Source organism: Actinoplanes aureus, from assembly GCF_015704865.1.
GTDB classification, from domain to species: Bacteria; Actinomycetota; Actinomycetes; order Mycobacteriales; family Micromonosporaceae; genus Actinoplanes; species Actinoplanes aureus.
The window spans coordinates 305,883-331,039 of the sequence record NZ_JADQTO010000004.1 but is presented as its reverse complement, the minus strand read 5'-3'; the positions used below and the strand labels follow the sequence as shown (position 1 = coordinate 331,039).

The following is a 25,157-nucleotide window of genomic DNA, read 5'->3' as shown; positions in this document are numbered from 1 at the left end:
CGGGCGGGATCCACACCGCTATCGCCAGGACATAGTCTCTCTTCGGATCGGATGCTGTGCGGCGTGCTGAAAAATAGGCTTACGCAAGGTCAGGGGAGATCGCCGCGGATGATCCGGGCCAGGTAGGACTCGCTGCGCAACTGGGAGTCGGGGTAGCGGTAGCGGAGTTTGTGCGCGAACGCCCCCTCGCGGATCGTCTGGAACATGTCCGGTTCGTACGGCTCGAACATCACGCCCTGCAACGCGTGCGGGGGCTTCGCGTTGATTCGCCGGCACTGAGCCCACTCGGTCCGGAACCGGTCGTCCAGGTGGTGCAGCATCTCGAAAATGTGGTGGTGCAGGAAGTCGTCGATCAGCTCACCGCGCAGCTCCCACCAGAGCAGGGCCGCCGCCCGCCACAGGTGCAGCAGGTAGCTGTCCGGGCGGGCGGCCAGGAACCAGTTCGAGATGAACGGGCCGGTGTAGTTGAACGCGAACGCGCCGCCCTGGGCGAGCGCGGCGTCGATGTGCGGGCGCAGCGGCTCGGACACGTAGCAGGACGCCTCGACCCAGACGCCGCCGAACTTTTCCAGCAGCAACATGCGCAGCAGGTCGGAGAAGCGGGCCCGATCGAGCCGGTCGCGGAGGTCGGAAGGCACGTCGACGTAGGCGCTGACGTTCGCGTCGGAGAGCTCGTGCACCCCGGGATTGTGGGCCTTCAGCGCGGCCAGGCAGGCCTGCACCACCGGCGGCGCGGACGCGAAGCCCTGCGCCCAGTAGATGAAGATCGGCTGGTCGAACGTGCTGCTGGTCGGGGCGGCCAGGCGCTGCGAAGCCTGCGTCCTGATCTGATCCAGGTGTTCGGCGAGGAAGACGCCCAGGTCCCGCCGGGCCCCGAAGAACCGGACGTCGAGGTCGAGCACGGCCGGACCGTCGAACGGCAGCTTGGTGTCGTGTTCCAGAGCGGCGGCCGCGACCCGTTTGCTGTCCTCGCGGCGCTTCAACCGGTCGTACGCGGACGCCAGCGCGTACCCCCGCTCGTACGCCTCCGGCTGCTTGGCCACCGCCTCGCGGAGCAGCTTCTCGGCCGTCTCCCAATCGCGTTCGGCGAGCGCGAGGCGGCCCAGCTCGTACGCGGCCGACCCGTCCGGATCGCCGGCCGCGACGATCCCGCGGAGCGCTTCGGCCGCCTCCTGCCCCTCGGCCAGCGCGATCCGGGCCGTCGCCAGCCGGTCGCCGGCGAGATGTCTCCGCAGGTGGCGCACCTCCCCGGCGGCGCCGGCCCAGGCCTGGCGGACCGCTTCGGCGGCGATCGCCGCGGGCGTCGCGTCGCCGGAGACCCGCAGCGTGCGGCGTGACGGCGACGCGTTCGGCTCGCCGGTCCACTCGTAGGTGTGGAACAGGTCGTCCGGGGTGGCGCCGTCGAAGTGATCGACCGGTGCGGCGGTCTCGGTGAGCGCGAAGTCGTACCAGTGCACCAGCCCGCCACCCCGCGCCATGCCGCTGTGCAGGCTGATCCAGGCGCTGGTGGCCTCGGCGGGAACGGTGAACGTGACACTGATCCGGTGGTGACCGTACTCGTTGCGGGCCGGCGGCGACGGCTCGAGCGTGTGCCGGCCGGCCACGCAGCCCGGCACCAGCCGCAACGCGGTCGCGTGCAACGCTCCGGTCAGCGGCGCCAGCAGGAAGATCGAGACGCTCGCGGTGTAGGTGCTCCCGGCCCGCATCCCGAGACGCATCGCACCGGGCGCCTGGTAGCCGCCGGGCGCGATGAAGGTGTCGTTGGTCCGGCCGGTGCCCTCGACCCGGACGCCGGTCACTCCGGGCCGGCCGGGGATCTCGGTGATCTCGCACGAGTTGTGGGCGTGCACGTGCACGCCACCGGCTTCGAACGGCCGGTCCAGCGGACCCCGGAAACCCGGGTCCGCGACCAGGTTGATCACCGTGGGAACGGCCTCGACCGGGGGTGGCGGGGTCGTCGTCCGCGGCCGGCCCGTCGCGGCGGCCCGGAGCCGGGCCAGCCTGGTCCAGAGGGTGGTCGCGGTTGTCATCGATGTCCCTTTCGCACCACGGAGTGAGGTCGCAGTCTAGCCAGACATCCACGCTCCGTGATCGGGAAAATCGAGCCGGATCACAGCGGCAGCACCACCGCCGAGGGACGTGCGCCGATACAGGTGACGGTCATCCGGTAACGGGCCAGGTTGCCGGCGAAGGTTACCGACGGGGCCAGCGCCGGTCCCGGATCGACCCGCTCCACGACGAACCCCGGCCGCGGTTCCCAGGTCAGCAGCTCGGCCTTGCCGTCGGCGCATCGGGCCAGCACCGACCCGCCCGGCGACTCCAGCCGGCGCTCTTCCGGCCCGGCGGAGGCGGTCGGCCCGGCAGCGCTGCCACTCGGCGCCGGGACCGCCGCCGAGGCCTGCGACGGCAATGGGAACGAGGGCACCGGACCCGGAACGCCCGAGACGTCGCCGCTCGCACCGGGCACGCGTTCCGGCCGGGTGGGCAGCACGGCGGGGCGCGTACCGGCCGGCGCTCCCGGCACATCCGCGATCACCCTGGGTGACGAGGCCGGAGGCGCCGCCGCTCCCGGCGTGGCGCCCCGGTCGCCGTCGCGAGAGGACCAGAGGGCCGGCAGCGTGAGGAGCAGGGCCGCCAGCCCGCCGCCGGCCAGCAGCTTCTTCCGCTTCCACCACGGGGGTACGCCCACCGGCCGTCCCGCGCCGGAGTCCGGTCGTCCCGCCGCGAGCGGCGCCGTTCCGAATGCTCCGGAAACCAGAACAGTGCTCTCCCGGAGGGCGGGGATCCGGGTGGGAACCTCCGGCGGCGGGGTCACGGCGAACCCGGGTGCGGCCGGACCACCGGCGAGAGCGTCGACGACCCGGGTTCGGCGGTCACGGTCGGTTACGCGTACCCCATCGGGGTTGTCGACGATCGCGGCCTCGCCCGCGTCGCCCAGCGTGTCCGCCACCTCGGCCGCGTCCGGCCGGTCCGCCGGATCCTTGGCCAGGCAGCGCTCCACCAGCCGGCTGATCTCGTCCGGGACGCCGGGCAGCGGCGGCAGCGGCTCCGGTTGCAGGTAGACGTGCGCGCTGAGCATCTGGGTGGTGGTCTCCACGCTCCACGGCGCCGTCCCGGCCAGCAGGCGATAGAGGAGCACGCCGAGCGCGTAGACGTCGGAGGCGGGTTCGATGGCGCCGCCGGTGAGCCGCTCCGGAGCGAGGTACGCCGGGGTGCCGAGCAGCGCGTCCTCGGGTGAGGCGGGTCCGGCCACCGCGGCGATGCCGAAGTCCACCACCTTCGCCCCACCCACGGTGACCATGATGTTGGCCAGCTTGATGTCGCGGTGCACGAGCCCTTCCTCGTGCGCCACGGCGAGCGCGGTGGCGACCTCGCCGCAGATTCGGAAGATGGTGCGCGGTGGAATCCGGCCGCGCTTGATCCGCTCTTGCAGCGTCGGCCCGTTGATCAATTCCATGACCACGTACGGAAACCGCCGGCCGTTCTCCTCGGATTCGCCGAAGTCGTAGATCTGCGCGATGTTCGGGTGCGAGAGGGTGGCCGCGGCGCGGGCCTCGTGCAGGATGCGTTCCCGGAACCGGTCCTCGCCGACGTAGCGCCCGGCCAGTACCTTCACCGCGACCGGGCGGTCGAGCACCTCGTCGCGGGCTCGCCAGACGACGGCCATGCCTCCGCGGCCGAGTTCGTTCTCCAGCCGGTACCGGCCGCCGAGTTTACGCTCCTCCTCCACCCGTGGCAGTCTGCCGAAATGCGCGGGGAATCGCACATCGGCCCATCCTCGAATGCCATTCATCTTTCATATTCGCCGGCTACCCCGATATCGTCGCCAGATCCGCCGTTGACCGGGCAGGGGGCGAGTGAATGCCGATCTCGAAAAGGCAGCGGGTGGCCGACGCGGTGCTGAGCCGGATACTCGGGCAGAGCCCGGCAATGACCACTTATCGGGTCGAATCAGTCCGTACTTCGATGCGCGACGGCACGCTACTTCTCGGCGACCATTTCATCCCGGAGAGTGATGATCCACACGGCACCGTGCTGATCCGGACGCCGTACGGGCGGGGCCTGCCCACCTCGGCCCTGCACGGCCGGCTGTTCGCGGCCCGCGGCTATCACGTGGTGATCCAGAGCGTGCGCGGCACGTTCGGTTCGGGCGGGACGTTCCGGCCGATGGCCCAGGAGACCGAGGACGGCCTGGACACCGTCGCGTGGCTGCGGGAACAGCCGTGGTTCGACGGGCGGCTGGCCACGCTCGGCGCCTCGTACCTGGGCTGGGCACAGTGGACGCTGCTCCAGGATCCCCCGCCGGAGCTGCACGCCGCGGTCATCTACGTCGGACCGCACGACTTCCGGCAGGCGGTTTACGGGACCGGCGCCTTCACCCTCGGCGACTTCCTCGGCTGGAGCGATCAGATCGCACATCAGGAGGACGGTGGTGGCCTGCGCCGGGTTCTGAGCATGGCGACCGCCCCGCGCCGGATCCGGCCCGGCCTCACCGGGCTGCCGCTGCCCGCCGCCGCCGTACCGGTGCTGCGCGGACGCGCACCCTGGTACCGCGAGTGGCTGGCCCACCCGGACGGCGACGACCCGTGGTGGGAGCCGTACCGGGCCGGCTCGGCTCTCCAGCGCTCCACGGTGCCGGTGCTGCTGTTCAGCGGCTGGCAGGACCTGTTCCTGGACCAGACCCTGGAGCAGTACGCGGCGCTCGAGGCGCGCGGTGTCGACGTCGCGCTGACCGTCGGACCGTGGACCCACATACAGGTCGCCACACGGGCCGCCGGCCAGGTCGTCCGGGAGAGCCTCGCCTGGCTGGACCAGCACCTCGCCGGTGGCGCGTCGGCCCGTAAGCAGCCGGTCCGGGTGTACCGCACCGGTGAGTGCTCGTGGCACGAGCTGCCGTCGTGGCCGCCGCTGGCCGAGCCGGTGACCTTCCACCTGCGGGCCGACCGCTCGCTGACCACGGCCGCACCGGCCCGGCCGGAGGGCAGCGCCGCCTTCCGGTACGACCCCGCCGACCCCACGCCCTCGGTGGGTGGCCGCACGCTTATCGGCTCGATGGGCGTACGCGACAACCGCCGGCTGGAGTCCCGCGCCGACGTGGCCACGTTCACCACCGATCCGCTGCCCACCGCGGTGGACGTGGTCGGTGCGCCGGTCCTGGAGCTGGCGATCGACGTCGACAACCCGTACGCCGACGTCTTCGTCCGGCTCTGCGACGTGGACCCGCGCGGGCGTTCGCACAACTTCTCCGACCAGCACCTCCGGCTCGACCCGTCGGTGCCGGCCGGTCAGCTGCAGCGCCTCACCCTGACCCTGGACCAGTGCTTCCACCGGCTGCCGGCCGGCCATCACCTGCGACTACAGGTCTCCGGCGGCGCCTTCCCCCGGTTCGCCCGCAACCTCGGCACCCCGGGCGAACCGGCACAGGGCCGCCATCTGGCGCCGTCGTTGCACACCCTGCACCTCGCCGGATCACGCCTGCTGCTGCCGGTGGCGTGTTAGGCCGGCAACATCCGGCCGTGGGTAGGGTCGTCGCCATGAATCGATCCTGGCGGCACCTGCCCGCACCGGCCCGGCCGATCGCGGCCGCTGCGACCGCCGCCATCGAGGCCGTCAAGGCCGGTGACACCACGGCGCTCGACGAGGCCACCGAACGGCTGGCCGCCCTCGATCCGGCACATACCGGGCTGATCCTGGGTACGGCGGTCCGGCTGCTGCTGGAGGACGGCCACCCCGACGGCCTGACCGCGGACGACGTGCGGGCCGCGCTGGCGAGCTGCGTACGGTCCTGGCCCGCCGCGGATCCGCAGGTGGTGCTCTGGCTGCTGGCGGGCGCGCTCGGCGTGCTGGACGAGGAGGGTGCGCCGCCGCCGAAGCCGGATGTGCTGGCCCGGCAGGCCGCCGTGCTGCTCGCCGACCTGCTGGGCGATCGCCCGTCGGCTCCCTGGCTGACCGCGGCGCTGGCCGAGATCGAGCGGACGCAGATCAACGATTAAAACTTTGCAGAAACTGCAAGATCGCGCGTAGCCTCGCCGGGTGCCTCCACCACCCGAGCGCCCGGCCGGCCTGCGCGAGACCAAGCGCCGGCAGACCCGCCTCGCCCTGATCACCGCCGCGCTCACCCTGGTGGACGAGCGCGGCGCCGACCGGGTCACCGTCGACGAGATCAGCGCGCTGGCCGAGGTGTCGCCGCGGACCTTCTTCAACTACTTCCCGACCAAGGAGGACGCCCTCGTCGGCGACCCCCTGGAGGGGAGCACCGACCTGCGGCAGCAGCTGCTCGCCGTACCGGCCGGAACACCGCTTCTGGACGCCCTGCTGACCGCGCTCGGCCCGGCGATGCGCCAGATTCAGGCGGAACGCGCGCTCTGGCTGCTCAGGATGCGGGTGATCAGCGCACACCCGCAGCTGCTGCCGCTGCTGATCGCCGCCGCCGCGACCGCCGAGCAGGAGCTCGCCGCGGCCGTGGCCGAGCGCCTCTCACTGCCGCCGGATCACCCCTTCCCGCCGGTCGCCGCCGCCGTCGCCAACGCCGCCCTGCGGGTCGCGGTGATGCGCTGGGCGGCCGACACCGGCGGCGCGCGCCCCCTCTCCGACCACACCCGCGAGGCCTTCGGCATCGTCGCCGCCGGCCTGGCCGCCCCTGTCAGCACGATCGAGGAATCCGACGCATGACCAGCACAGAAACAAAACCCCCCGCGGACGCCGAGTCGTCCGGCCGGATGTCACGCCGAGAGGTGCTCCAGGCCCTCTCCGGCCTCATGCTCGGCATGTTCGTGAGCATCCTGGCCTCCACCGTGGTGGCCAACGCGCTGCCCCGGATCATCGCCGACCTGAACGGCAGCCAGTCCGTCTACACCTGGATCGTCACGACCGAGCTGCTCGCCATGACGGCCACCGTCCCGCTCTGGGGCAAGATGGCCGACCTCTGGAGCAAGAAGCTGCTGATCCAGCTCTCCCTCGGCCTGTTCGTGGCCGGCTCGCTGGTCGCCGGCCTCACCCCGAACGTGGAGATGCTGCTGGTCAGCCGGATCATCCAGGGCGTCGGCGCGGGCGGCATGACCGCGCTCGCGATGATCGTGATGGCCGCGATGATCCCGCCCCGGGAGCTCGGCCGCTACTCCGGCATGTTCGGCGCGGTCTTCGGCGTCGGCACCATCGCCGGCCCGCTGATCGGCGGCGTGCTCGTCGACACGTCCTGGCTGGGCTGGCGCTGGTGCTTCCTGATCGGCGTGCCGTTCTCGGTGATCGCGATCGCGTTGCTGCAGAAGACGCTGCACCTGCCGGTCATCCGCCGCGAGGTGAGCATCGACTGGCTCGGCGCGCTGCTGATCACCGCGGGTGTGAGCACCCTGCTGATCTGGTCCACGCTGGCCGGCGCGCACTTCGAGTGGGCCTCCTGGCAGACCGCGGCCATGGTCGCGGGCGGCCTGGTGCTGCTGGCGCTGGCGGTGTTCGTCGAGTCGAAGGCCAAGGAGCCGATCATCCCGCTCGGCATCTTCCGGCACCGCACCGTCACCCTCGCCATCGTCGCCAGCGTGCTGGTGGGTGTCGCGATGTTCGGCGGTACGGTCTTCCTCTCGCAGTACTTCCAGATCTCGCTCGGCAAGTCGCCGACCGTCGCCGGGCTGATGGGCCTGCCGATGGTCTTCGGTCTGCTCGTCTCCTCCACCGTCGCCGGTGCGCTCATCACGAAATACGGCAAATGGAAGGCGTATCTGGTGGCCGGTTCGGTGGTGATGACCGCCGGCATGCTGCTGCTGAGCACCATCGGCGCCGGTACGAGTGTGCTCGTGCTCTCGGTCTACATGGCGGTGCTGGGCATCGGTGTCGGTCTGCTGATGCAGAACCTGGTCCTCGCCGCGCAGAACGACGTGCCGGCCGCCGAGCTGGGCGCCACCACCTCCGCCCTGACCTTCTTCCGCAGCATGGGCGGCTCGATCGGGGTCAGCGCTCTCGGTGCGGTGCTGGCCAGCCGGGTCACCACGCTCTTCGGCGAGCGGTTCGGCGCGGCCGCGTCCGAGGGCACCGCGCAGGTCCCGGACCTGGAGACCCTGCCGCCCGAGGTGCTCGGCGTCGTCAAGGACATCTACGGCACGGCGACCGCCGATCTCTTCCTGATCGGTGCGCCGATCGCGTTCCTGGCGGTGATCGCGGTGCTCTTCATCAAGGAGAAGCCGCTCTCCACGCTCTCCGGCGACGAGCGTCGCGCCCAGGAGGAAGCGGCGGCACTGTCCGTGCACTGATCCCCGCTGAGCGGGTGCCGGCCGGTCGGAATCGGTCGTCCGGCACCCCTCGGACGGGTGAAAACGGATCAGGCCGGGCGAAGGCCCACCGACGTACGCGGTGAGGGCGGCTCGGCACACCCGAGCAGGCCGACCAGCCCGGAGACCCAGAGCTGCCGGTAGACGGTGGCGCTGGGATGGCTGACCACCAGCTTGACGCCGCTCGCCGCGGCGGTGTGGAAGCAGGCGACCAGGATGCCGATCCCGATGCTGTCGATCAGCATCACCCGCTGGAGGTCCAGGCAGATCTTGCTCGGCGTCATGCTGGTCAGCACGTCGTTGACGGCATCCCTCATGACGTGAGCGTTGTCCAGATCGATCTCACCACTAGGTGCGATCTCGACGGTGCCGTCGGCCAGCTGGCGGGTCGTGATCGGCAGATACACAGCTGCCCTCTTCCTGGCGTCGAGCCGGAGCCGACGCCGACTTTCCGCGGGACACGGAGCGCCGGCCGAAAGGGCCGTGCCTGAGCGGTGCGCGCTGGGGGACACCAACCGGAACCCGCGTTCCTACAACAATCCGCTGGTCTGCAAGTTACGCCACGTAGGCGCGGAACGCCAGAGTAGTTCATATGGCCGGAATGTGCTGGAACGGTCACTGCGTGGCGCCTACGTTGACTGTCTACGGGCTTTGACCGAATACTCACCGTATGCGATGGACCGCCGGGCGCGATGGTTGACGGCCTTCCGCGTCTCATGTCGGCGCCGGGAACCGTTTACTTCGACAGTGTCGACGCCGTGCGGGCTCGCGATGTTCTGAATCGTTTTTACCACCCGGTGTCGCTCGACGCCTCCGACGGCGAGAAGACCCGGGTGGAGGTGGAGCTGATCCAACTCGGACCCCTCACCGTCGGGCACTTCACGTTCGCCGGTTGTGCCACGCTGGTCGCGCCGGAGATGGACGCGTACCACGTGACGCTGCCGACGGCCGGGGAGATCCGCTCCCGGCACGCCGGGCAGGAGGTCACGGTGACACCCGCCACCGCCCTTGTCTTCCGGCCCGGCGACCCGATCCACCTGCGGCACGAGGCGAATTCCGCGGAGCTGGAGGTGCGGATCGAGCGGGGTGCGCTGGAGGCCGAGCTGGCCGCGCTGCTCGGTCATCCGATCGACGGCCCGATCGACCTGCCTACGTCCTTCGACCTCGGCGACGGTCCGGCGCACAGCTGGAGCCGGCTGATCCGGCTGCTGCACGAGGAACTCGAGCACGAGAGCAGCCTCATCTACCAGCCGCTCATCGCCGAGCAGCTGTGCAGCAGCGTGCTGAGCGGCCTGCTGCTGAGCGTGCCGCACCGCTACCACGACGAGCTGACGCTGCCGGTCACCGCGGGACCACCACGGGCCATCCGGCGCGCGGTGGAGGCCATCAACGACGAGCCGGAGCGCAACTTCACCGTGGGCGAGCTCGCCGTGATAGCCGGGATGAGCGTGCGGTCGTTGCAGGAGGGATTCCGCCGGCACGTCGGCAACGCGCCGATGACCTACCTGCAGCAGGTACGCCTGTCCCGGGCCCGGGACGCTCTGCGGCGCGGCGATCCGGCCCGGATCACGGTCGCCACCGTGGCACACCGCTGGGGCTTCGCCCATCTGGGCCGGTTCGCGTCGGCCTACCGGCAGCGCTTCGGAGAATCACCCTCCGCCACGTTGAAAGCGACCCCGTAGCGTCACTCTCCGGGATCGCAGCGCCGCGGCTGGGGCACCTCGTTGGAGTGGCGGGTGGCGGCGGTCGCACCGAAGAGATGGCCGCGCGTCGGGACCCAGTCCCGCCACGGAGCCAGCCGGGTGGGCACCGCGGCCAGGTCACCGTCCCCCGCACCGCGTTGCTGGCGCAGGTAGGCCGCGACCCGCTCGGCCGCCGCCTCGCCGTTGCGCGCCATGCTGAGCAGCACGTGCCGCTCCTGTTCACCCGGCGTCCCGGACAGCAGGGCAGCCAGGCCGGCGAGCGCCTGCGCGGCGTCGTACGCGTCCCGCTCGGCGTCCCACGAGCCGGTCACGCCCGTCCTCCCCCGCGTGCGGTCTGGCCTCGCTTCGCTGCGGTGCAGTCGGTCATGTGGTGCATCCCCTCGCCCCCACCCACCCGCCGGGTTATGCCCGGAAGCCACAAGCCTCCGCCGGACGTCGTACCCGATGTGCGTGACAAGCCGAAAATGTATTCGGCTCGCTACTTTGCGTCCATCCGTAACGCGCGGGTTCTGTCCAGTTAGCGCTCAGTTCGACCGGCCGAAATACGCGAGACGGCCACCTTCGGGTGACCCGGCGTAGAGAATCGGAGCCGGTAAGCGCACCACTCACGTAGGGAGCCATGATGCAGAAGATCACGACGTCGCTGGAGGAGGCCGCCGAGGCCGGGGGGCACTCCGGGCGCACCACGCCGGTCTGGCGTACCGGCGCGGAACAGCCCTGGGACCCGGAGGACCTGGCGGTGGCCCAGGGCAAGTACCCGACACCGGAGAACATTGCCCGGGCCCGCGCTGAGCTGGAGCGGGACGGCGCCGCGGCGATCGAGCGCACGGTTCCGTAAGCCGGTCAGCCACCCAGCCGTACGGTCGTCCGCTCCCGGATCGCCTGCTCGGCGGCGACCAGCACCGCGGTCACCCGGGCGCCGAACCGTACGTCGCAATCCGGCCGGGCACCGCCCGCCGCGGCCGAGATCAACTGATCGACGGCACGGCCGAGGGCCACCTCGGGGGCCCATGCCGCCTCCGGGACGGGCACCACGCCCGCCTCGCCGGCGAACACGGCCTCCTCACGCGCCGCGGCGGCGGGCGCGTCCACCGAAAGAGTGAGCCGGCTGATCGCTCCACCGGCGTGCCGGAGCAGCAGGTGGGTCAGATCCGGCTCGCCGGCCATGCCGGTCACCTCGGTGACCGGACCGAGCACCGGAAGCACCAGCGCGAGCGCGTGCGGGCCGACGTCCCAGAGCCCACCGCGCTCCCGGCGCCAGGGCGAGGCGCCGAACGGATTGTCGTCGCGGAAGATGGAGCCGAGGTGGTCGACCCGCGCCTCGGTCCAGCCGCCGGTGGCGACCGCCTCGGCGACGAATCCGGCGACCTCCGGCGCGAAGCGCCGGGTGAAGAACACCACCGACGCGAGATCACGCTCGGTGACCGCGGCGGCGAGGGCTTCCGCCTCATCGGTACGCAGCGCTACCGGCTTGTCCAGCAGGAGGTGTCGTCCGGCCTGTGCCGCGCGCAGGGCGATCGGGGCCTGCACATCCGGCGGCAGCGCGATCGCGACCGCGTCCACCTCGGCGAGCAGGTCGTCGATCCCGGCGTACGCCGGTACGCCGTAGCGGCCGGACAGCTCCGCCGCCTTCTCCGGGTTCCGCCCCCAGACGCCGGCGAACTCCACTTCCGGATGCGCGGCGAGCGCCGGCGCGTGGGCCAGATGGGCCCAGGGTCCCGTACCGAAAAGTCCGAACCGCACTGAATCGACCATCCTCGCTCAAGCTGATCTCCAGGCCGGAAGTTACCAGCCCGGACGGGCATCAGTAACCTGGCCGGGTGAACGGTGCCCTCTCCACGGTGACGATCGTCGCCGCCCTCGTGCTCGCGGCGTGGTACCTGCTGCGTGCAGCGCTGGACCGCGCGCCCAGCCGGTTCGACCTGCTGGCCATGGCCGTGTTCGGCGCCCTGGTCACGGTACTTGTCGTGGTCGCGGTCGTGGGCCTCTTCGACGGGAGCCGGCCGCAGGAGACCGGCACCTTCGCCGGCTATCTGATCACCACTGTCGGGTTCGCGCCGACCGCGCTGGTGCTCGCCAAGATGGAGCCGACCCGCTGGGGCAATCTGATCCTGGGGATCGGCTGCCTGATCCTGCCCGTCCTCGTGCTGCGGTTGCAGCAGATCGCGTCGGTGACCGGTGCCTGACCAGAGCACACCAACCGCCTCCCGGCCCCGCGACGCCGCGCTGAACACCGGCGTCGGCCGGGTTCTCCTGCTCGTCTACGGCGTCTTCGCGCTCTCCGCGAGCGCCCGCGCACTGGTGCAGATCAGCACGCACTTCTCCGAGGCACCGCTCGCCTACCTGCTGTCCGCGTTCGCCGGCCTGGTCTACCTCGCCGCCACCGTCGGCCTGGCCCGCGGCGGCCCGCGCGGCCGGATGCTCGCGCTCATCAGCTGCACGGTCGAGTTGGTCGGCGTCCTGGTCGTCGGCGTTCTCAGCGTGGTCGACGCGGTCGCCTTCCCGGACGACACCGTCTGGTCCCGCTTCGGCAGCGGGTACGGCTACGTCCCGCTCGTCCTGCCCTTCATCGGCCTCTGGTGGATCTGGCGGCACAGGGCCTGATGGCCTCGCTCGCCCGGCGGTGATCGCGCTGCGCCCAGCCCGGCCCGGTTCTTGGCAGGCCATCTATTCAGCCCACGCCAAATCCTCTCTCTCGGCTCCCTTGCCCTCCCCTAGCGTCGACCGCACTGCAGGACCGCACAGCTTGCCCGCAGACGGTTGGTCCGCAGCGGGCACGACTCACGGGAGGACAAATCGTGCGGACACTCAAACTGCTCGCCGCCGCATCCCTCGCGGTAGCGCAGCGACCCGTACCGACTCATCGATACACGGGGGTGTTTCCATTGGTCAGTTCATTGCGCAAGAGGGCCGGTCACGCTGCCGTCGCTGCCGTCGCCGGAGTCGCCTCGATGTTGATGCTCGCGTCGCCCGCGGGTGCTACCTCATCGCGGCCGGCCGAAGCGACTGGCGCATCCGACATGGTCGCCGGACCCGTTCTACTGGCAGCAGACGACTGCACCGTCGGGGCGACGAGCACAGGTTGCCGGACCGGCGCGATCCCGGCCGCAGGCGGCAGGATCTACATCATCATCACCAAACCCGTCCCCACCATCGGCTGTAGTTTCCGCGTTGTGGATGTGGTCAACGGGGCGGTCGTCCGCAGCGGGACCTTCGTCTACGGATATCGCTACCCGTCCACCATTACGGGGCTCTACAGCTCCTACCGCCTCGAGCTGTTCAACTGCTTGCCGGGATCGGCAGGTTTCATAGGAGACCGACCTTAAGCACAGTTGGCCTCGGCCTTCAGTGAGGGCTCGTGGTGACGGTGCCGGGGATGCGAAAGTGCCTTCTGATCTGGAACGATGCGACTCGTACAGGGTCTCGTCGTCCCTCTCGGAAGGCACTCTCCGGGGTGCCCGGCACGCCACTCGCCAGCCGGCGGCTGACGATCAGGCGCCGGACTCGATGGTGTGCGGGACGAAGTTGCAGGTGTTGCCGGTGACCAGGCCCTCGGTGCCGATGCCCTCGCGGATGCCCATGCCGGCCGGCTCGCCGTCGATCAGCCAGGAGCCGATCACCGGGTGCAGAGTGCCCTCCAGGCCGTCGAAGGACGGCAGTTCGCAGAGCTCCTGGACGATGTAGCGGCCGTCGGCGCCGTACTCGGACGGGTTTGTGGTGATCGGAACGCCGTCGCGGACCAGGGTGACCGAACCGCCTTCCCGGCCCCACACGGGTTTCTTCGCGAACGACGTCAGCTTCGCGGCCTTGGAGGACTCGGCGAAGTAGGCCGGTAGCAGGTACTTTCCGCGCTCCGGGTCGTCGCCGAACAGGTTCCACAGGACCGGGAGCAGGGCTTTGTTGCCGAGCAGTGCGGCCTTGTAGGGCGGCTCGATCCAGACCGTGCCGCGCTTCTCCGGGTCGGCCATGTTCCGGAAGAAGGCCTTGCCGCCCTCCTCGTGCCAGAACCACTCCCAGGGATAGAGCATGAAGATCACGTCGATCGGCTCGGCCTTGTGTTCCTGGCCCGGAGCGGGCACGAAGACCACCCGATCGCCGGCCACGTCCCAGCCGATCTGGCTCATCGCGATCAGCTCGACCGGGTAGCCGGCCTCCTCCGCGGTGGCCATCAGGTAGGCGACGTTCATCCGGTCCTCGCCGGACGTCTCGCTCGTCTCGTACGCGAAGAAGATCTTCGGCTTCTCCGGGAGCCATGTCCGCGCCTCGCGGAGCTTGTTGATGTTGCGCCGCCAGGCACCGGGGTCGCCCGGCTCGCCCGGCGTGGCCTCCCAGCCGACGAGGCGCTCGTGAATGGAGTTCCACTGCCGCCACTCGTGCTGCGTGACGCCGGTCTGGTCCATCCAGTGCCACTGGATGACCGCGGCCTCGACCAGCGACGTCGGCGTCTGCGCGTTGAACTCGAGCAGGCGCGGAGTGCTGCCGGCGCCGTTGTACCAGAGGTCGAACCGGCCGTAGACGCTCGGCGAGTAGTCCGGCGTCTGCATCGGCAGACGCATGTCCGGGTCCTTGTCGTAGTGCGTCCACGTCTCCGCGTCGCCGTCGAACCAGGTCCGGATGATCTGCTCGTGGGTGTACTCCGGGATGCCGATGCGAGCCAGGAAGCACGTCTCGTCGTTGCAGATCGAGGCGAAGAAGCCCTGCTTACGGCCCTCGACGGTCAGTCGCGGGCACTGGCGGACCATCCAGTCGCCGGCCTCGATGCACATCGCGTACAGGGTCGCGGTGGCGGTCTCCAGCTCCTCGATCTCCGCCGCGGTGAAGTCGTAGTACGGCCCCTCGCGCCAGTAGGACGTCATCGTGCCGTCCGGCAGCTCGGTGTCGTTGTACGTCAGCCCGAGGCTGAAGTTGGTGAGCTGCCAGCCGTCGCGCACCGGCCCGTACGGAACGCGTCGCACCGGTCAGCCCCCACCCGAGCCGGACTTGCTCCGGGAACCGCCGCCGCCCTTGCCGACCACGCTCGTCTTCACGGTGCCGTTGCTGATCTTGCCGGTGGCCGGCAGCCCGAACTTGGAACGCGCGGCCGCGTCGTTGTAGGCGAACTTGCTGCCGCCGGCGGGCAGCCGGTAACCCACCGGATAGCCGGACCGGTAGGCCGCGGAGTGCCAGATGAAGAAGGCCAGGCCGCCGCCACCGCGGTAGTCGTCGTCGCAGTAGTCCTCGTCGACGACCACACCGTTCTCGTCGGCGCAGTAGAAGCCCTCGTCCACATATTCGTCGTTGTCACATGCCGCCACACCTCCCGCGGCCAGCAAGAGGAACGTGCTGGTCAGCGACACGCTGCGGGAACTCATGCGTCGGTTCATGATTTCTTTGTAACTCTTCTCAGCAAGTTGCCAGCATCAGTCTCGTGGCCCGCCGGCGACATAGACCACCTGTCCCGACACAAAGCCTGCCCCCTCACTGACCAGGAAGGCTACGGTGTTCGCCACGTCTTCGGGACGGCCGGCCCGGGCGACGGGAATCTGGCTCACCGCGGCCTTCTCGAAATCGGCGAAATCCACCCCGACCCGGGCAGCGGTCGCCCGGGTCATGTCGGTGACGATGAATCCCGGTGCGACCGCGTTCGCGGTGATGCCGAACTTGCCGAGCTCGATCGCGAGGGTCTTGGTGAAGCCCTGGATGCCGGCCTTGGCGGCGGCGTAGTTCGCCTGGCCCCGATTGCCGAGCGCGGAGGTGCTGGAGAGGCTCACGATCCGGCCGAACCCGGCGTCGACCATGTGCTTCTGCACCGCCTTGCTGAACAGGAAGGCGCCGCGCAGGTGCACCGCCATCACGGTGTCCCAGTCGTCCTCGGACATCTTGAAGAGCAGGTTGTCCCGGAGCACCCCGGCGTTGTTGACCAGCACGGTCGGCGGGCCGAGCTCGGCCGTCACCCGCTCGACCGCCGCGGTCACCTGGGCCGCGTCGGCGACGTCGGCGCCGACCGCCACCGCGGAGCCACCGGCGTCGTGGATCGCGGTCACCGTGTTGGCGCAGGCGCCCTCGTCCAGGTCCACCACAGCGACCGCCATGCCGTCGGCGGCGAGCTTCAGAGCGATCGCCTCACCGATGCCACGAGCGGCTCCGGTGACGACGGCCACCCGGCGGGGTGCGGACTGCGACATTGCGGCCTCCGTAGTGATCTCCGTTACCTGTCGGCCGATGCTAGTCGCGGTCAGGCGGTCCTGCGCAGCCGGATCCACCGGTATCCGTGTCCCTCGACCCGGATCGCGTCCAGCTTGCCGGGTTCCGGGTACTCCTGGTCGGCCAGCACGTCGTTCGGGAACTCAGCCTCGGCGGCCAGGCTGCTCAGATCCACCACACCCGGTTCGGTGCCCAGATTGTGCACGAAAACCATCGTCCCGGTGCCGTCGTCCGCCCGGTGCACCAGCACTCCGGGCGGCACCTGCACGTCGACGTGCTTGCACTCGCCGCTACCGATCTCCGGCGCCTCACGCAGCGTACGGATCATGCGCTCGAACCAGGAGAGCAACGAGTTCGGATCGTGGCGCTGGAGGGTCACGTTGACCTTGGAATAGCCGAACTCGTCGTCGGAGATCACCGGACGGACCAGCTTCTCCGGGTCAGCGGTGGAGAAACCGCCGTTGGGCAGCAGGGACCACTGCATGGGCGTACGCACCGAGTGGCGGCCGGGCTGGTTGAGGTCGTCCCCCATCCCGATCTCCTCGCCGTAGCGCAGCACCGGGGTGCCCCGCAGGGTGAACTGCAGCGAGTAGGCCAGCTCGATGTGCCGGCGATCATTGCCGAGCATCGGCGCCAGCCGGCGGCGGATGCCGCGCCCGTAGAGCTGCATCTCCGGCTCCGGCCCGAACCGGTTGAACACGTCGGCACGCTGCTCGGCGGTGAGCCGGGACAGGTCGATCTCGTCGTGGTTGCGCAGGAAGGTGGCCCACTGCCCACCCTGCGGTAGTTTCGGCGCGTCCCGCAACGCGTCGATGATCTGCTCCGGGTCCTCCCGCGCCAGGGCCAGCATGATCTTGCTGTTCAGCATGAAGTCGAAGAGCATGTGGATCCGGTTCGACGAGCCACCGGCGTCACCGAAGTACTCGGTGAGCTGGGCCGGCTCCACGTTCGCCTCGGCCAGCAGCACCGCGTCGCCCTTACGCCACTGGACGTGCTGGCGCAGCTCGCTGAGGAACTCGAAGTCCATCGGTGAGGTCGGGTTGCCCGGCTCGGTCTCCTCGATGATGAACGGCACCGCGTCCATCCGGAACCCGGCGACCCCGAGCTGGAGCCAGAACGAGCAGATCTTCTTGATCTCCTCGCGGACCGCCGGATTCTTCATGTTCAGGTCGGGCTGGAACTTGTAGAACCGGTGGTAATACCAGAGCTTGGCGGTGCGGTCGTAGGTCCAGGTCTCGTCCTGCTCACCCGGGAAGACCATGCCCTGCTTGCGGTCCTTGGGCTCGGTCTCGCTCCAGACGAACCAGTCCCGGTACAGCGAGTCCGGCGACGACCGGGCCGACTGGAACCACGGGTGCTGGTCGGACGTGTGGTTGACCACCAGGTCGATGATGACCTTGATACCCCGGTTGCCGGCCTCGTGCAGCAGCTCGGCGAAGTCACCCAGGTTGCCGAACCGCGGATCGACGTTGTAGAAGTCCGACACGTCGTAACCGTCGTCGCGGTTCGGCGACGGGTGGATCGGGTTGAGCCACAGGCAGGTGACACCCAGCCGCGACAGGTAGTCCAGGCGGCCGATCAGGCCCCGGATGTCACCGCAGCCGTCGCCGTTCGAGTCGGCGAAACTGTCGATGTCCAAGCAGTAGACAACGGCCTTCTCATACCACCGATCACTCATGCTGCTTTAGTTTGTCCCCGCTCGGGCCAGCCGAAACCGGGTCGCTTCGAGCCGCCGGTTGAGCACCGCCACCGCCACGAACGCGGCCACCGGCACGATCACCAGAGCAACCCACTGGTACGGCGCGATCAGGCGCAGTGACTCGGGGTGGCGCATGTTGTGCTCGATGAAGGCACCGAAACCCGCCCGGACCAGGGGAATCGTGACGAGCACCGGAGCTGCCCACGCCAGCATCCACCGGCGCACCTCCGGCTCCCGCACGACGGCCAGCCAACCTCGGGGGCGGGGACCGGCCCGGAGAGCGACGAGTCCGGCGATCAGCACGACCGCGGCCGCGGTGATGATCCAGTAGACGTGGAGCACGCTTGCCGGGGTGTCGTAGTAGTAGCGAGCGGGCGAGGCGATCTCACCGGCCAGCCCGGCCGCCGCACCGGCGAACCCGAGCAGTCGCCAGCCCAGCAGTGCGGCGACCACGACGACGGCCCAGCCGGCGACCCGCGTGCCGTCGACGGCGTCGAGCCGGAACGGAGACGTCGACCAGGTGAGCGGCATGAGGAACCGCCGCAGCGCCACCGACAGCAGCACAATCGCGCCGAACAGCTGCACGGCCCAGGCCGCACGCCGCCACTGGACCGCACCCGCCACCAGCCGGAATCGCACGGTCACGGCGGCGCGGGCCACGTCCAGGACCTGAGCCGGGCCGCGTCGGTCGTCGGTCATCAGCACGGCGAGCATCTCCTCCTCGTACTCCTGGCGGAAGTCGCGCGGATAGAGCGCGAGCAGCCGGCGATAGCGCATCTCGGTCACGCTGTGCCCTTCTTTCGCATGCCCTCCTGGCCCTTGCTTCGCTGCGGTGCAGTCGGTCATGCGGGTGCTCCCCCGAACTCGGCATGACGGGCGCGTAGGCGCCGCTCGGCAATGGCGGCCTGCTCACGCAGGCGGGCGGTCTCGGTGGCCAGACCGCGCTCACCGGCCGCGGTGAGGCGGTAGTAGCGCCGCAGCCGGGACTGCACCACCTCCTCGTGGTCGACCTCGATGAGGCCCTCGGTGCGCAGCCGGTCGAGAGCGGCGTAGAGCGTGCCGGCTCGCAACCGGACGCGCCCGCCGGTCATGGCCGCCACGTCCTCGATCACGGCATAGCCGTGCCGTGGCTCCTCGGCCAGCGCGGTGAGCATCAGGAACGTCGGCTCCCGCATCGGTGCGTCGGTCATCTCAGCAACATATACCGATCATCGGTATATACGCCACCCGGTTCGTACGCTGGTTGACGGGTACCCGGAATGAAACCGACTCCAGGAGGACTTTGCACATGGCCGAAGGCGATCTCTCGAACCTCGGCGGACTGACCGGCTGGGTCGCTTCGGTGATCGAGTCGCTCGGCGAGGTCGGTGTCGGCCTGCTTGTCGCTCTGGAGAACCTCATCCCGCCGATTCCGAGCGAGATCGTCCTCTCGATGGCCGGTTACCTGGCCAGCGAGGGCCGGGTCAACCTGGTGCTGGTCTGGTTCACCGCGACGCTCGGCGCGCTGGGCGGCGCGCTGCTGCTCTACTGGCTCGGTCGCGGCCTCGGCGAGGACCGGCTACGCCGCTGGCTGGACAAGGTGCCGCTGGTCGACCTCGACGATCTGGACAAGGCGGATCGCTGGTTCGAGAAGCACGAGAAGTCCGCGGTGCTGATCGGCCGCTGCATGCCGGTGGTCCGCAGCCTGGTCTCCATCCCGGCCGGGGCGAACCGGATGCCGGTCGGCCTGTTCGTGCTCTGCACGACCATCGGCAGCGGCGTGTGGAATGCGCTCTTCGTCGGCGGCGGGTACGCGCTCGGCAACCGCTGGCAGGACCTGGAGCAGTACGCACACTGGTTCGACTACGCGATGTGGACGTTCTTCGTCATCGTGATCGGCCAGTGGGTGATCAAGAAGGTCCGCAAACGCCGACGCGCGGCCGCCCGGGCGGGCGACCGCGCGTGAGCGGTTTCCTCAGAAGCCGGCGCTCACCTTGGTGAAGGCCCAGTCGGCCTGGGCGATGCCGGAGCAGTTGCTGACCACGCCGCCGCCGGCGCAGCCCCGGTCCCGGTTGACCGCCCAGAAGGCGAACCGGGCCAGGCCCTTGCTCTTGGCGTAGTCACGGATCCGGGTCCAGGTCTCCACCGAGGTCAGCTCCTGCTGGTCGGAGAGGCCGTTCATGCCGGAGATACCGATCTTCGCGTACGCCTGGGCGTCGGTGTATCCGAAGACCGACTTGAGCTGGTTCTTCAGGCCTTCGGTGGCGCCGACGGTAGCGGCGTACATGTCGGCGTGGCCACTGAAGTCGAACGGCATCTGGGTGAAGATGTCGATGTTCGCGTTCTTCGCCTTGGCCTGCTGGATCAGCCGCACACCGTGCGCGTTCGGGCCGGTCGTCGTGGTGCCGAAGGTGAGGATGGTCTTCACGCCCGGGTTGCGCTGCTTGATGATCTTCAGCGCGTCGACGATCCGGTCGGCCACCACGTAGTTCTCGAACTCGTCGGTGTTCTCGATGTCGACGTCGATCGCCTTGAGCTGGAAGGTGTCGATCACCTTCTGGTACGCGCCGGCGAGCGCCTCGGCGGTCGAGCAGTTCGGGCCGAGCTTGTTGCCGCTCCAGCCGCCGATCGACGGGACTACGTCGGCACCGGCCGCCCGGATCGCCGCGATGGTGCTGGCGTGCGCGCCGCCGGTCAGGCCGGTCGAGCCGTCCCAGGCCGGGTTGCAGCCGTTGCTGGCCAGCACGAACGCCATGGTGAAGGCCTTGATGCCGGTGGCGTTGACCACGGTGGCCGGCGCGGGCGGGTTGCCCCAGCCCGGGTAGAGGTACGGCGCGGCCGCCATCTTGGTGCCGGTCGGCGGCGGGGTCGGGCCGGTGGTGGGCGGGGTGGTCGGCGGCGTGGTCGGTGTGGTGCCGCCGCACACGCCGTTGTCGATCCAGACGGCCCATTGGCTGCTGTTGGTGGCCGGCGACTCGCCCTGCGTCCACCACTTCGCGGTGTAGTTGTGGCCGTTCTGCGAGGCCACGTTGTCCTTCACGTAGACGGCCGAGGCGCTCCAGGCCGGCGCGCACGCGACGGCCGCGCTCGAGGTGGCCATCGGGAGGACCGCGGCGGCCGTACCGACCGCCGCGACCGCCACGACCACGGCGATCTTCCTACTGAGTCTCACGGGGAACTCCGGGGGGTGAGAAAGGGGATCAGGGGAGGGTGGCGAGGTGCGGGTCGATCGTGTTCGCCCAGCCGTTGCCGTTCGTCACGTCCCAGTTGATCGACCAGGTCATCGCGCCGCGGATGCCCGGGTACGTGGCCGGCGGCTTGAAGGTGCCGCAGTTGGTGCCCTTGGCCAGGCAGTCGAGGGCGGCGTTGACCACCGACGGGGCGACGTAGCCACCGCCGGCCGCGCGGGTGCTCGCCGGCAGACCGAGGGCGATCTGGTCCGGGCGCAGCCCGTTCTGCAGGGGGATGCAGGCGAGGGCGGTCAGGAAGTTGATCGTGCCCTGGCTGTACGCGGCGTTGTTGTCGCAGCCCAGCATCGAACCGGAGTTGTAGTACTGGGTGAAGACGACGGTGAGGATGTCCTTGATGTCCAGCGCCAGCTTGAAGTACGAGGACTGCGGGTTCTGCATGTCGATGGTCTGCGGTGCCATCGTGATGATCAGACTGCTGCCGACCTTGCTGCGCAGCGAGCGCAGGGCACTCGCCATGTAGGTCGGGTTGAGCCCGTTCTCCAGGTCGATGTCGACCCCGTCGAAGCCGTAGTTCTTGATCAGCGTGTGCACCGAGTCGGCGAAGGCGGTGGCCGCGGCCGCGCTGTTGACGGCGACGGTGCCCTTCTCGCCACCGACCGAGATGATCACCTTCTTGCCCCGCGCGTGCAGGGTGGCGATGTCCGCCTTGAACTGGGTGTCGGTGTAGCCGCCGACCGCGGTGGCCAGGCCCGGGTCGAGGTTGAAGGTGACCGCGCCCTGGGTCGCGGTGGCGTCCGCGAAGGCGACCGCGATCAGGTCGTACGTGGCCGGGACGGCGGCGAGCTTGAGCGGTGCGGCGCCGTTGTCGAAGTTCTGCCAGTACCCGGTGATGAAGTGCTTCGGCAGCGATCCGGTGCCGGTGGGTTCCACCGTCGGGCTGGTCGTCGGCGAAACCGTGGGAGAGGGAGTCGGAGAGGACGTCGGCGACGGCGACGCGGTGGGCGACGCGGTCGGGTTCGTGCCGCCCTCGCAGACGCCGTTGTCGGCCCAGACGTCCCACTGGCCGCTGCGGATCGCGGGCGACTCGTTCTGCGTCCACCACTTCGCGGTGTAGTTGTGGCCGTTCTGGGACGCCACGTTGCCCTTGACGTACACGGCGCTCGAGCTCCACGCCGGCGCGCATGCCGTGGCGGCCGACGCGTTGCCGGTGAAGTAGGTCGCCGCTCCACCGGCGACCAGCGCCGTGACCGTTGCGAGGATTACCGATCTGGAGCGCTTCATCGCCGTCCTTCCATGCACATCCGGTGAGGTGCATCAATCTTTAGGACTGTTAACAGTAAAAGTAAAGAGGGCCGGCCTTAAACTTCCTTAAATCGCCAAGATGGGCCGCAGCCGCAGTTCAGCGGCTACGACCCATCGATAAAAATAATTACCGCCGGAACTGGATCCAGTTCACGTTCGCGAAGTCAGCCGGCTGGCCGCTGGTGAAGGTCAGGTACACGGTGTGGCGGCCGGTGACGTTCGAGACGTTGCCGGGAATCGACTGCCAGTTCTGCCAGCCGCCCGTGTTCCCGAGCGCGAAGCTGCCGATCGGCGCGTTGCTCCGGCTGTCCAGGCGTACCTCGACGAGGCCGCTCACCCCGGCTCCGGCGCCGGAGGCGACGCGAGCCACGAAGTCCCGGACCCCGCCGCTGCCGAAGTCGACGTTGTTGAACTGGAGCCAGTCGCCGTTGGCGATCCAGCCCACGTTCTGACCGCCCTCGGAGCAGGCCTCGGCCTGCACGGCCGACGCGGCGTTGTAGGACTCGGCCTCGATCCGGGAGTACGCGTCCCGCACGGTCCCGCTCGGCGGGGTGGTGGTGGGCGGCGTGGTGCCGCCGGAGGACTGCCACACGGCCACGTAGTCGATCAGCATCGGGTGGCCGGGCTGGGTCTGCGCGGTCGGGCCGCCGCCGAACGCGGCCGGGAAGCCGCCGCCCATCGCCACGTTCAGGATCATGAAGAACCCGTGGTGGAGCGCGTTGTTCCAGGTGGTGGCGTCGACCGCGGTGGCGCTCAGGGTCCAGTAGTTGGACCCGTCGCGGTAGAAGCGCAGTTGCTCCGGCGAGGTGCTGCGGTCGTACTCCACGGCGTAGGTGTGGAAGCTGCTGAGGCAACCGGTGCAGGACCGTTCACCGCTGGTCAATCCGGTGGTCTCGTTGCACGGGCCACCCGGGTTGGTGCCGCAGTGCAGGGCGGCGAAGTGGCTCGACCGGCCGTTGACGTTCTCCAGGATGTCGATCTCGCCGATGCTCGGCCAGTTGGTGGCGCCGACCGGGCGGGCCGCGGCGCCGAGCGCCCAGAACGCCGGCCAGTAGCCGGCGGCCGCGGCGCCAGTCACGTTGGGTTGCTGGATCCGGGCCTCCATGCGCATCCGGCCGCCCGCCGGGGCGGCGAAATCGGTGCGCTGGGTCTCGATCCGGCCGGAGGTCCATCGGCCGGCGGAGTCACGCAGCGGCCGGATCGCCAGGTTGCCGTTGCCGTCGTGGTAGACGTTCGCCGTCGAGTCGGTCATGGTCTCGACCTCGCCGGTGCCCCAGTTGGGCGCGCCGCCGGGGTAGCCGGTGCCGACCGAGTAGAGCCAGTTCGACCGGTTCACCCCGGTGCCCGCGGCACCGGTGAAGTCGTCGCTGAACACCAGGTTCATGCCGGACGGCGGCGGCGGGACGGCGGCGTCAGCGGTCGCCACGAACGTGACGGAGGCACCGACCGTGAGCATGGCGGCCGCGACCGTGATCAACCGGCGGGCGGCTCTGCGGGGGATCTTCATGTGGGGACACGCCTTTCGGGGATGAGGACGAGCCGAGAGAGCGCTCTCACAAAATTTCACGCTTGTTTCTCAAGCTTGTCAATATGGACGTCCGGCGATCCGTTCCCCCGGTTTCCGGGGAAAACTCCCCGGGTAAGGGACCGGCCATGGAAACCGCCACCGAGGGCATCGAGCTCCCCGCGGACATCGCCGCCGAGGCCGAGCGCCACGACCTGCTGACCCTCGGTGTTGAGGAGGAGTACCTCCTCGTCGACGCGACCGAACCACGAGCCGTGGAGGCGGTCGAGGAGGTCTTCGACCAGCTGCCGGACGAGCTGCGTGGCAGCGTGCAGCACGAGTACTACAAGAGCCAGATCGAGGTGGCCAGCCCGCCACAGCTCGAACTCGACGGGCTGCACGCCGCGATGCGGCGGTTGCGCTCCGAGCTGGCGGCGGCCACCGAACGGGCCGGCGCGCGGCTGGTCGCGGTGGGCACCGGCCCGGCGGCCGGACCCAACGCGCGGCTCGTCGACAACCCGCGGTACCACCGGATGCGGGAGCACTTCGGCGACCTCTCCCCCGGTCAGGGCATGTGCGGCACGCACGTGCACGTCAGCATCCCGGACCCGGAGACCGGCGTTCAGGTGCTCAACCACCTGCGCCCCTGGCTGCCGGTCCTGCAGGCCGCCACGGCCAACTCACCGCTCTTCGCCGGGCACGAGACCGGGTACGCCAGCTGGCGCTCGATGATGTGGGAACGCTGGCCGACCGTGGGCCCGACGCCGTACCTGGCGTCGCACGAGCACTACCTGACGCTCATCTCCGACCTGGAGGCGAGCGGCGCGATGCTCGACGAGGGGATGTTGTACTGGTATGCCCGGCTCTCCGCCAATTACCCCACGGTGGAGATCCGGATGGGCGACGTGATGCCGACCCTGGACGACGCGATACTGCTCGCCGCGCTCACCCGGGCTCTGGTCGCCACGCTGCTGCGCGAGGTGCGGGCCGGGATCGAGGCGCCGGACGTACCGCATCCGCTGTTGATGGCGGCGCACTGGCGGGCCGCCCACGACGGGCTGGAGGGCCTCAACATCGACATGGCCACCCGGCAGCCGCGCCCGGCCTGGCGGCTCATGCGGCAGCTCTTCGACTACGTCCGGCCAGAACTGGAGCGGCACGGCGACCTGGAGGCCGCCACCCTGCTCATGGGCCGGCTGCGGGCACACGGCACCGGAGCGGCGCGGCAGCGGGCGATCCTGTCCGGCGGCGAGCCGGTCGCCGGCGTCGTCGATTGGCTGGCCCGGGCCACGCGCGGCGAGCCCTGAAATCCTGGGACGACCATGGGAGCGATTC

25 protein-coding genes are annotated in these 25,157 nt (G+C 69.9%); 11 read left to right on the top strand and 14 right to left on the bottom strand.

Going from position 1 to position 25,157, the window contains the following annotated elements; translation table 11 throughout:
- Nucleotides 1-89: 89 nt before the first annotated feature.
- Together I4J89_RS10340 and I4J89_RS10335 are read right to left on the bottom strand one after the other, a co-directional pair.
- Nucleotides 90-2,030 (bottom strand): capsular polysaccharide synthesis protein, encoded by a 1,941-nt coding sequence (locus I4J89_RS10340; RefSeq protein ID WP_196413654.1) that lies wholly within the window; start codon nt 2,028-2,030, stop codon nt 90-92.
- An 80-nt stretch (nt 2,031-2,110) separates the two neighbouring features.
- Nucleotides 2,111-3,730, bottom strand: a complete 1,620-nt coding sequence (locus I4J89_RS10335) for a serine/threonine-protein kinase (protein ID WP_196413653.1) — start codon at nt 3,728-3,730, stop codon at nt 2,111-2,113.
- Between the two features lie 131 nt (nt 3,731-3,861).
- Between I4J89_RS10335 and I4J89_RS10330 the strand changes: the two genes are divergently transcribed.
- From I4J89_RS10330 to I4J89_RS10315, 4 genes are read left to right on the top strand one after another with little or no spacing between them, the layout of a single operon-like run.
- Nucleotides 3,862-5,499, top strand: a complete 1,638-nt coding sequence (locus tag I4J89_RS10330; RefSeq protein ID WP_196413652.1) for a CocE/NonD family hydrolase — start codon at nt 3,862-3,864, stop codon at nt 5,497-5,499.
- 35 nt (nt 5,500-5,534) lie between these two features.
- Nucleotides 5,535-5,993 (top strand): hypothetical protein, encoded by a 459-nt coding sequence (locus I4J89_RS10325; protein WP_196413651.1) that lies wholly within the window; start codon nt 5,535-5,537, stop codon nt 5,991-5,993.
- A gap of 40 nt (nt 5,994-6,033) precedes the next feature.
- Nucleotides 6,034-6,672 (top strand): acyl-CoA-like ligand-binding transcription factor, encoded by a 639-nt coding sequence (locus I4J89_RS10320; RefSeq protein ID WP_196413650.1) that lies wholly within the window; start codon nt 6,034-6,036, stop codon nt 6,670-6,672.
- A complete protein-coding gene (locus I4J89_RS10315) occupies nt 6,669-8,243 on the top strand; it encodes an MDR family MFS transporter (protein WP_196413649.1) in 1,575 nt (524 codons plus the stop codon). Before I4J89_RS10320 ends, I4J89_RS10315 begins: the two co-directional genes overlap by 4 nt.
- A 68-nt stretch (nt 8,244-8,311) precedes the next feature.
- On the opposite strand, the gene I4J89_RS10310 is transcribed toward I4J89_RS10315, so the two are convergent.
- A complete protein-coding gene (locus tag I4J89_RS10310) occupies nt 8,312-8,668 on the bottom strand; it encodes an STAS domain-containing protein (protein ID WP_196413648.1) in 357 nt (118 codons plus the stop codon).
- Nucleotides 8,669-9,019: 351 nt separating this feature from the next.
- On the opposite strand from I4J89_RS10310, the gene I4J89_RS10305 reads away from it, so the two are divergent.
- Complete coding sequence (locus tag I4J89_RS10305; RefSeq protein WP_309238254.1) at nt 9,020-9,943, top strand: AraC family transcriptional regulator; 924 nt, start codon at nt 9,020-9,022, stop codon at nt 9,941-9,943.
- Nucleotides 9,944-9,945: 2 nt separating this feature from the next.
- On the opposite strand, the gene I4J89_RS10300 is transcribed toward I4J89_RS10305, so the two are convergent.
- A complete protein-coding gene (locus tag I4J89_RS10300) occupies nt 9,946-10,275 on the bottom strand; it encodes a hypothetical protein (RefSeq protein WP_196413646.1) in 330 nt (109 codons plus the stop codon).
- 311 nt (nt 10,276-10,586) lie between these two features.
- On the opposite strand from I4J89_RS10300, the gene I4J89_RS10295 reads away from it, so the two are divergent.
- A complete protein-coding gene (locus tag I4J89_RS10295; protein ID WP_196413645.1) occupies nt 10,587-10,802 on the top strand; it encodes a hypothetical protein in 216 nt (71 codons plus the stop codon).
- A gap of 5 nt (nt 10,803-10,807) precedes the next feature.
- Here I4J89_RS10295 and I4J89_RS10290 read toward each other — a convergent pair whose 3' ends face one another.
- On the bottom strand, nt 10,808-11,707 hold the full coding sequence (locus I4J89_RS10290) for a Gfo/Idh/MocA family protein (RefSeq protein ID WP_196413644.1): 900 nt from the start codon (nt 11,705-11,707) through the stop codon (nt 10,808-10,810).
- Between the two features lie 77 nt (nt 11,708-11,784).
- Between I4J89_RS10290 and I4J89_RS10285 the strand changes: the two genes are divergently transcribed.
- From I4J89_RS10285 to I4J89_RS10275, 3 genes are all read left to right on the top strand, one after another.
- Nucleotides 11,785-12,150: a hypothetical protein gene (locus tag I4J89_RS10285; protein WP_196413643.1), complete on the top strand. Its 366-nt coding sequence runs from the start codon at nt 11,785-11,787 to the stop codon at nt 12,148-12,150.
- Nucleotides 12,143-12,568, top strand: coding sequence for a hypothetical protein (locus I4J89_RS10280; RefSeq protein WP_196413642.1), 426 nt, complete (start codon nt 12,143-12,145; stop codon nt 12,566-12,568). Before I4J89_RS10285 ends, I4J89_RS10280 begins: the two co-directional genes overlap by 8 nt.
- Nucleotides 12,569-12,762: 194 nt before the next feature.
- Entirely contained in the window at nt 12,763-13,290 is a 528-nt protein-coding gene (locus I4J89_RS10275; RefSeq protein ID WP_196413641.1) for a hypothetical protein, read from the top strand.
- A gap of 165 nt (nt 13,291-13,455) precedes the next feature.
- On the opposite strand, the gene I4J89_RS10270 is transcribed toward I4J89_RS10275, so the two are convergent.
- From I4J89_RS10270 to I4J89_RS10245, 6 genes are read right to left on the bottom strand one after another with little or no spacing between them, the layout of a single operon-like run.
- Nucleotides 13,456-14,919 carry a glutathionylspermidine synthase family protein gene (locus tag I4J89_RS10270; RefSeq protein ID WP_196413640.1) on the bottom strand — a complete coding sequence of 488 codons (1,464 nt, stop codon included), beginning with the start codon at nt 14,917-14,919 and terminating at the stop codon, nt 13,456-13,458.
- Nucleotides 14,920-14,922: 3 nt separating this feature from the next.
- The gene (locus I4J89_RS10265; RefSeq protein WP_196413639.1) at nt 14,923-15,327 is read right to left on the bottom strand and encodes a hypothetical protein; all 405 of its coding nucleotides are present in this window, start codon (nt 15,325-15,327) and stop codon (nt 14,923-14,925) included.
- 36 nt (nt 15,328-15,363) lie between these two features.
- Nucleotides 15,364-16,128, bottom strand: coding sequence for a 3-oxoacyl-ACP reductase FabG (fabG, locus tag I4J89_RS10260; protein WP_196413638.1), 765 nt, complete (start codon nt 16,126-16,128; stop codon nt 15,364-15,366).
- Between the two features lie 50 nt (nt 16,129-16,178).
- The gene (locus tag I4J89_RS10255) at nt 16,179-17,825 is read right to left on the bottom strand and encodes an alpha-amylase family protein (RefSeq protein WP_196413637.1); all 1,647 of its coding nucleotides are present in this window, start codon (nt 17,823-17,825) and stop codon (nt 16,179-16,181) included.
- A gap of 6 nt (nt 17,826-17,831) precedes the next feature.
- Nucleotides 17,832-18,632 (bottom strand): hypothetical protein, encoded by an 801-nt coding sequence (locus I4J89_RS10250; RefSeq protein ID WP_196413636.1) that lies wholly within the window; start codon nt 18,630-18,632, stop codon nt 17,832-17,834.
- 56 nt (nt 18,633-18,688) lie between these two features.
- A complete protein-coding gene (locus tag I4J89_RS10245) occupies nt 18,689-19,036 on the bottom strand; it encodes a PadR family transcriptional regulator (protein ID WP_196413635.1) in 348 nt (115 codons plus the stop codon).
- 98 nt (nt 19,037-19,134) lie between these two features.
- On the opposite strand from I4J89_RS10245, the gene I4J89_RS10240 reads away from it, so the two are divergent.
- Entirely contained in the window at nt 19,135-19,791 is a 657-nt protein-coding gene (locus tag I4J89_RS10240; protein ID WP_196413634.1) for a DedA family protein, read from the top strand.
- A 9-nt stretch (nt 19,792-19,800) separates the two neighbouring features.
- Here I4J89_RS10240 and I4J89_RS10235 read toward each other — a convergent pair whose 3' ends face one another.
- The 3 genes from I4J89_RS10235 to I4J89_RS10225 all read right to left on the bottom strand — a co-directional run bounded on the left by I4J89_RS10235 (nt 19,801) and on the right by I4J89_RS10225 (nt 23,825).
- Nucleotides 19,801-20,997 (bottom strand): carbohydrate-binding protein, encoded by a 1,197-nt coding sequence (locus I4J89_RS10235; RefSeq protein ID WP_196413633.1) that lies wholly within the window; start codon nt 20,995-20,997, stop codon nt 19,801-19,803.
- A 28-nt stretch (nt 20,998-21,025) separates the two neighbouring features.
- A complete protein-coding gene (locus I4J89_RS10230) occupies nt 21,026-22,297 on the bottom strand; it encodes a chitinase (RefSeq protein ID WP_196413632.1) in 1,272 nt (423 codons plus the stop codon).
- 148 nt (nt 22,298-22,445) lie between these two features.
- The gene (locus I4J89_RS10225) at nt 22,446-23,825 is read right to left on the bottom strand and encodes a carbohydrate-binding protein (protein ID WP_196413631.1); all 1,380 of its coding nucleotides are present in this window, start codon (nt 23,823-23,825) and stop codon (nt 22,446-22,448) included.
- 146 nt (nt 23,826-23,971) lie between these two features.
- Here I4J89_RS10225 and I4J89_RS10220 point away from each other — a divergent pair, with 146 nt between their 5' ends.
- Nucleotides 23,972-25,129 carry a carboxylate-amine ligase gene (locus I4J89_RS10220; protein ID WP_196413630.1) on the top strand — a complete coding sequence of 386 codons (1,158 nt, stop codon included), beginning with the start codon at nt 23,972-23,974 and terminating at the stop codon, nt 25,127-25,129.
- Nucleotides 25,130-25,157: the final 28 nt, after the last annotated feature.

What these genes read in the sequence shown, in the direction of transcription:
- I4J89_RS10330 (WP_196413652.1), top strand. Translation starts at nt 3,862, where the DNA reads ATGCCGATCTCGAAAAGGCAGCGGGTGGCCGACGCGGTGCTGAGCCGG.
- I4J89_RS10295 (WP_196413645.1), top strand. Translation starts at nt 10,587, where the DNA reads ATGCAGAAGATCACGACGTCGCTGGAGGAGGCCGCCGAGGCCGGGGGG.
- I4J89_RS10315 (WP_196413649.1), top strand. Translation starts at nt 6,669, where the DNA reads ATGACCAGCACAGAAACAAAACCCCCCGCGGACGCCGAGTCGTCCGGC.
- I4J89_RS10225 (WP_196413631.1), bottom strand. Translation starts at nt 23,825, where the DNA reads ATGAAGATCCCCCGCAGAGCCGCCCGCCGGTTGATCACGGTCGCGGCC.
- I4J89_RS10255 (WP_196413637.1), bottom strand. Translation starts at nt 17,825, where the DNA reads ATGAGTGATCGGTGGTATGAGAAGGCCGTTGTCTACTGCTTGGACATC.
- I4J89_RS10230 (WP_196413632.1), bottom strand. Translation starts at nt 22,297, where the DNA reads ATGAAGCGCTCCAGATCGGTAATCCTCGCAACGGTCACGGCGCTGGTC.
- I4J89_RS10265 (WP_196413639.1), bottom strand. Translation starts at nt 15,327, where the DNA reads ATGAACCGACGCATGAGTTCCCGCAGCGTGTCGCTGACCAGCACGTTC.
- fabG (WP_196413638.1), bottom strand. Translation starts at nt 16,128, where the DNA reads ATGTCGCAGTCCGCACCCCGCCGGGTGGCCGTCGTCACCGGAGCCGCT.
- I4J89_RS10340 (WP_196413654.1), bottom strand. Translation starts at nt 2,030, where the DNA reads ATGACAACCGCGACCACCCTCTGGACCAGGCTGGCCCGGCTCCGGGCC.
- I4J89_RS10325 (WP_196413651.1), top strand. Translation starts at nt 5,535, where the DNA reads ATGAATCGATCCTGGCGGCACCTGCCCGCACCGGCCCGGCCGATCGCG.
- I4J89_RS10220 (WP_196413630.1), top strand. Translation starts at nt 23,972, where the DNA reads ATGGAAACCGCCACCGAGGGCATCGAGCTCCCCGCGGACATCGCCGCC.
- I4J89_RS10245 (WP_196413635.1), bottom strand. Translation starts at nt 19,036, where the DNA reads ATGACCGACGCACCGATGCGGGAGCCGACGTTCCTGATGCTCACCGCG.
- I4J89_RS10240 (WP_196413634.1), top strand. Translation starts at nt 19,135, where the DNA reads ATGGCCGAAGGCGATCTCTCGAACCTCGGCGGACTGACCGGCTGGGTC.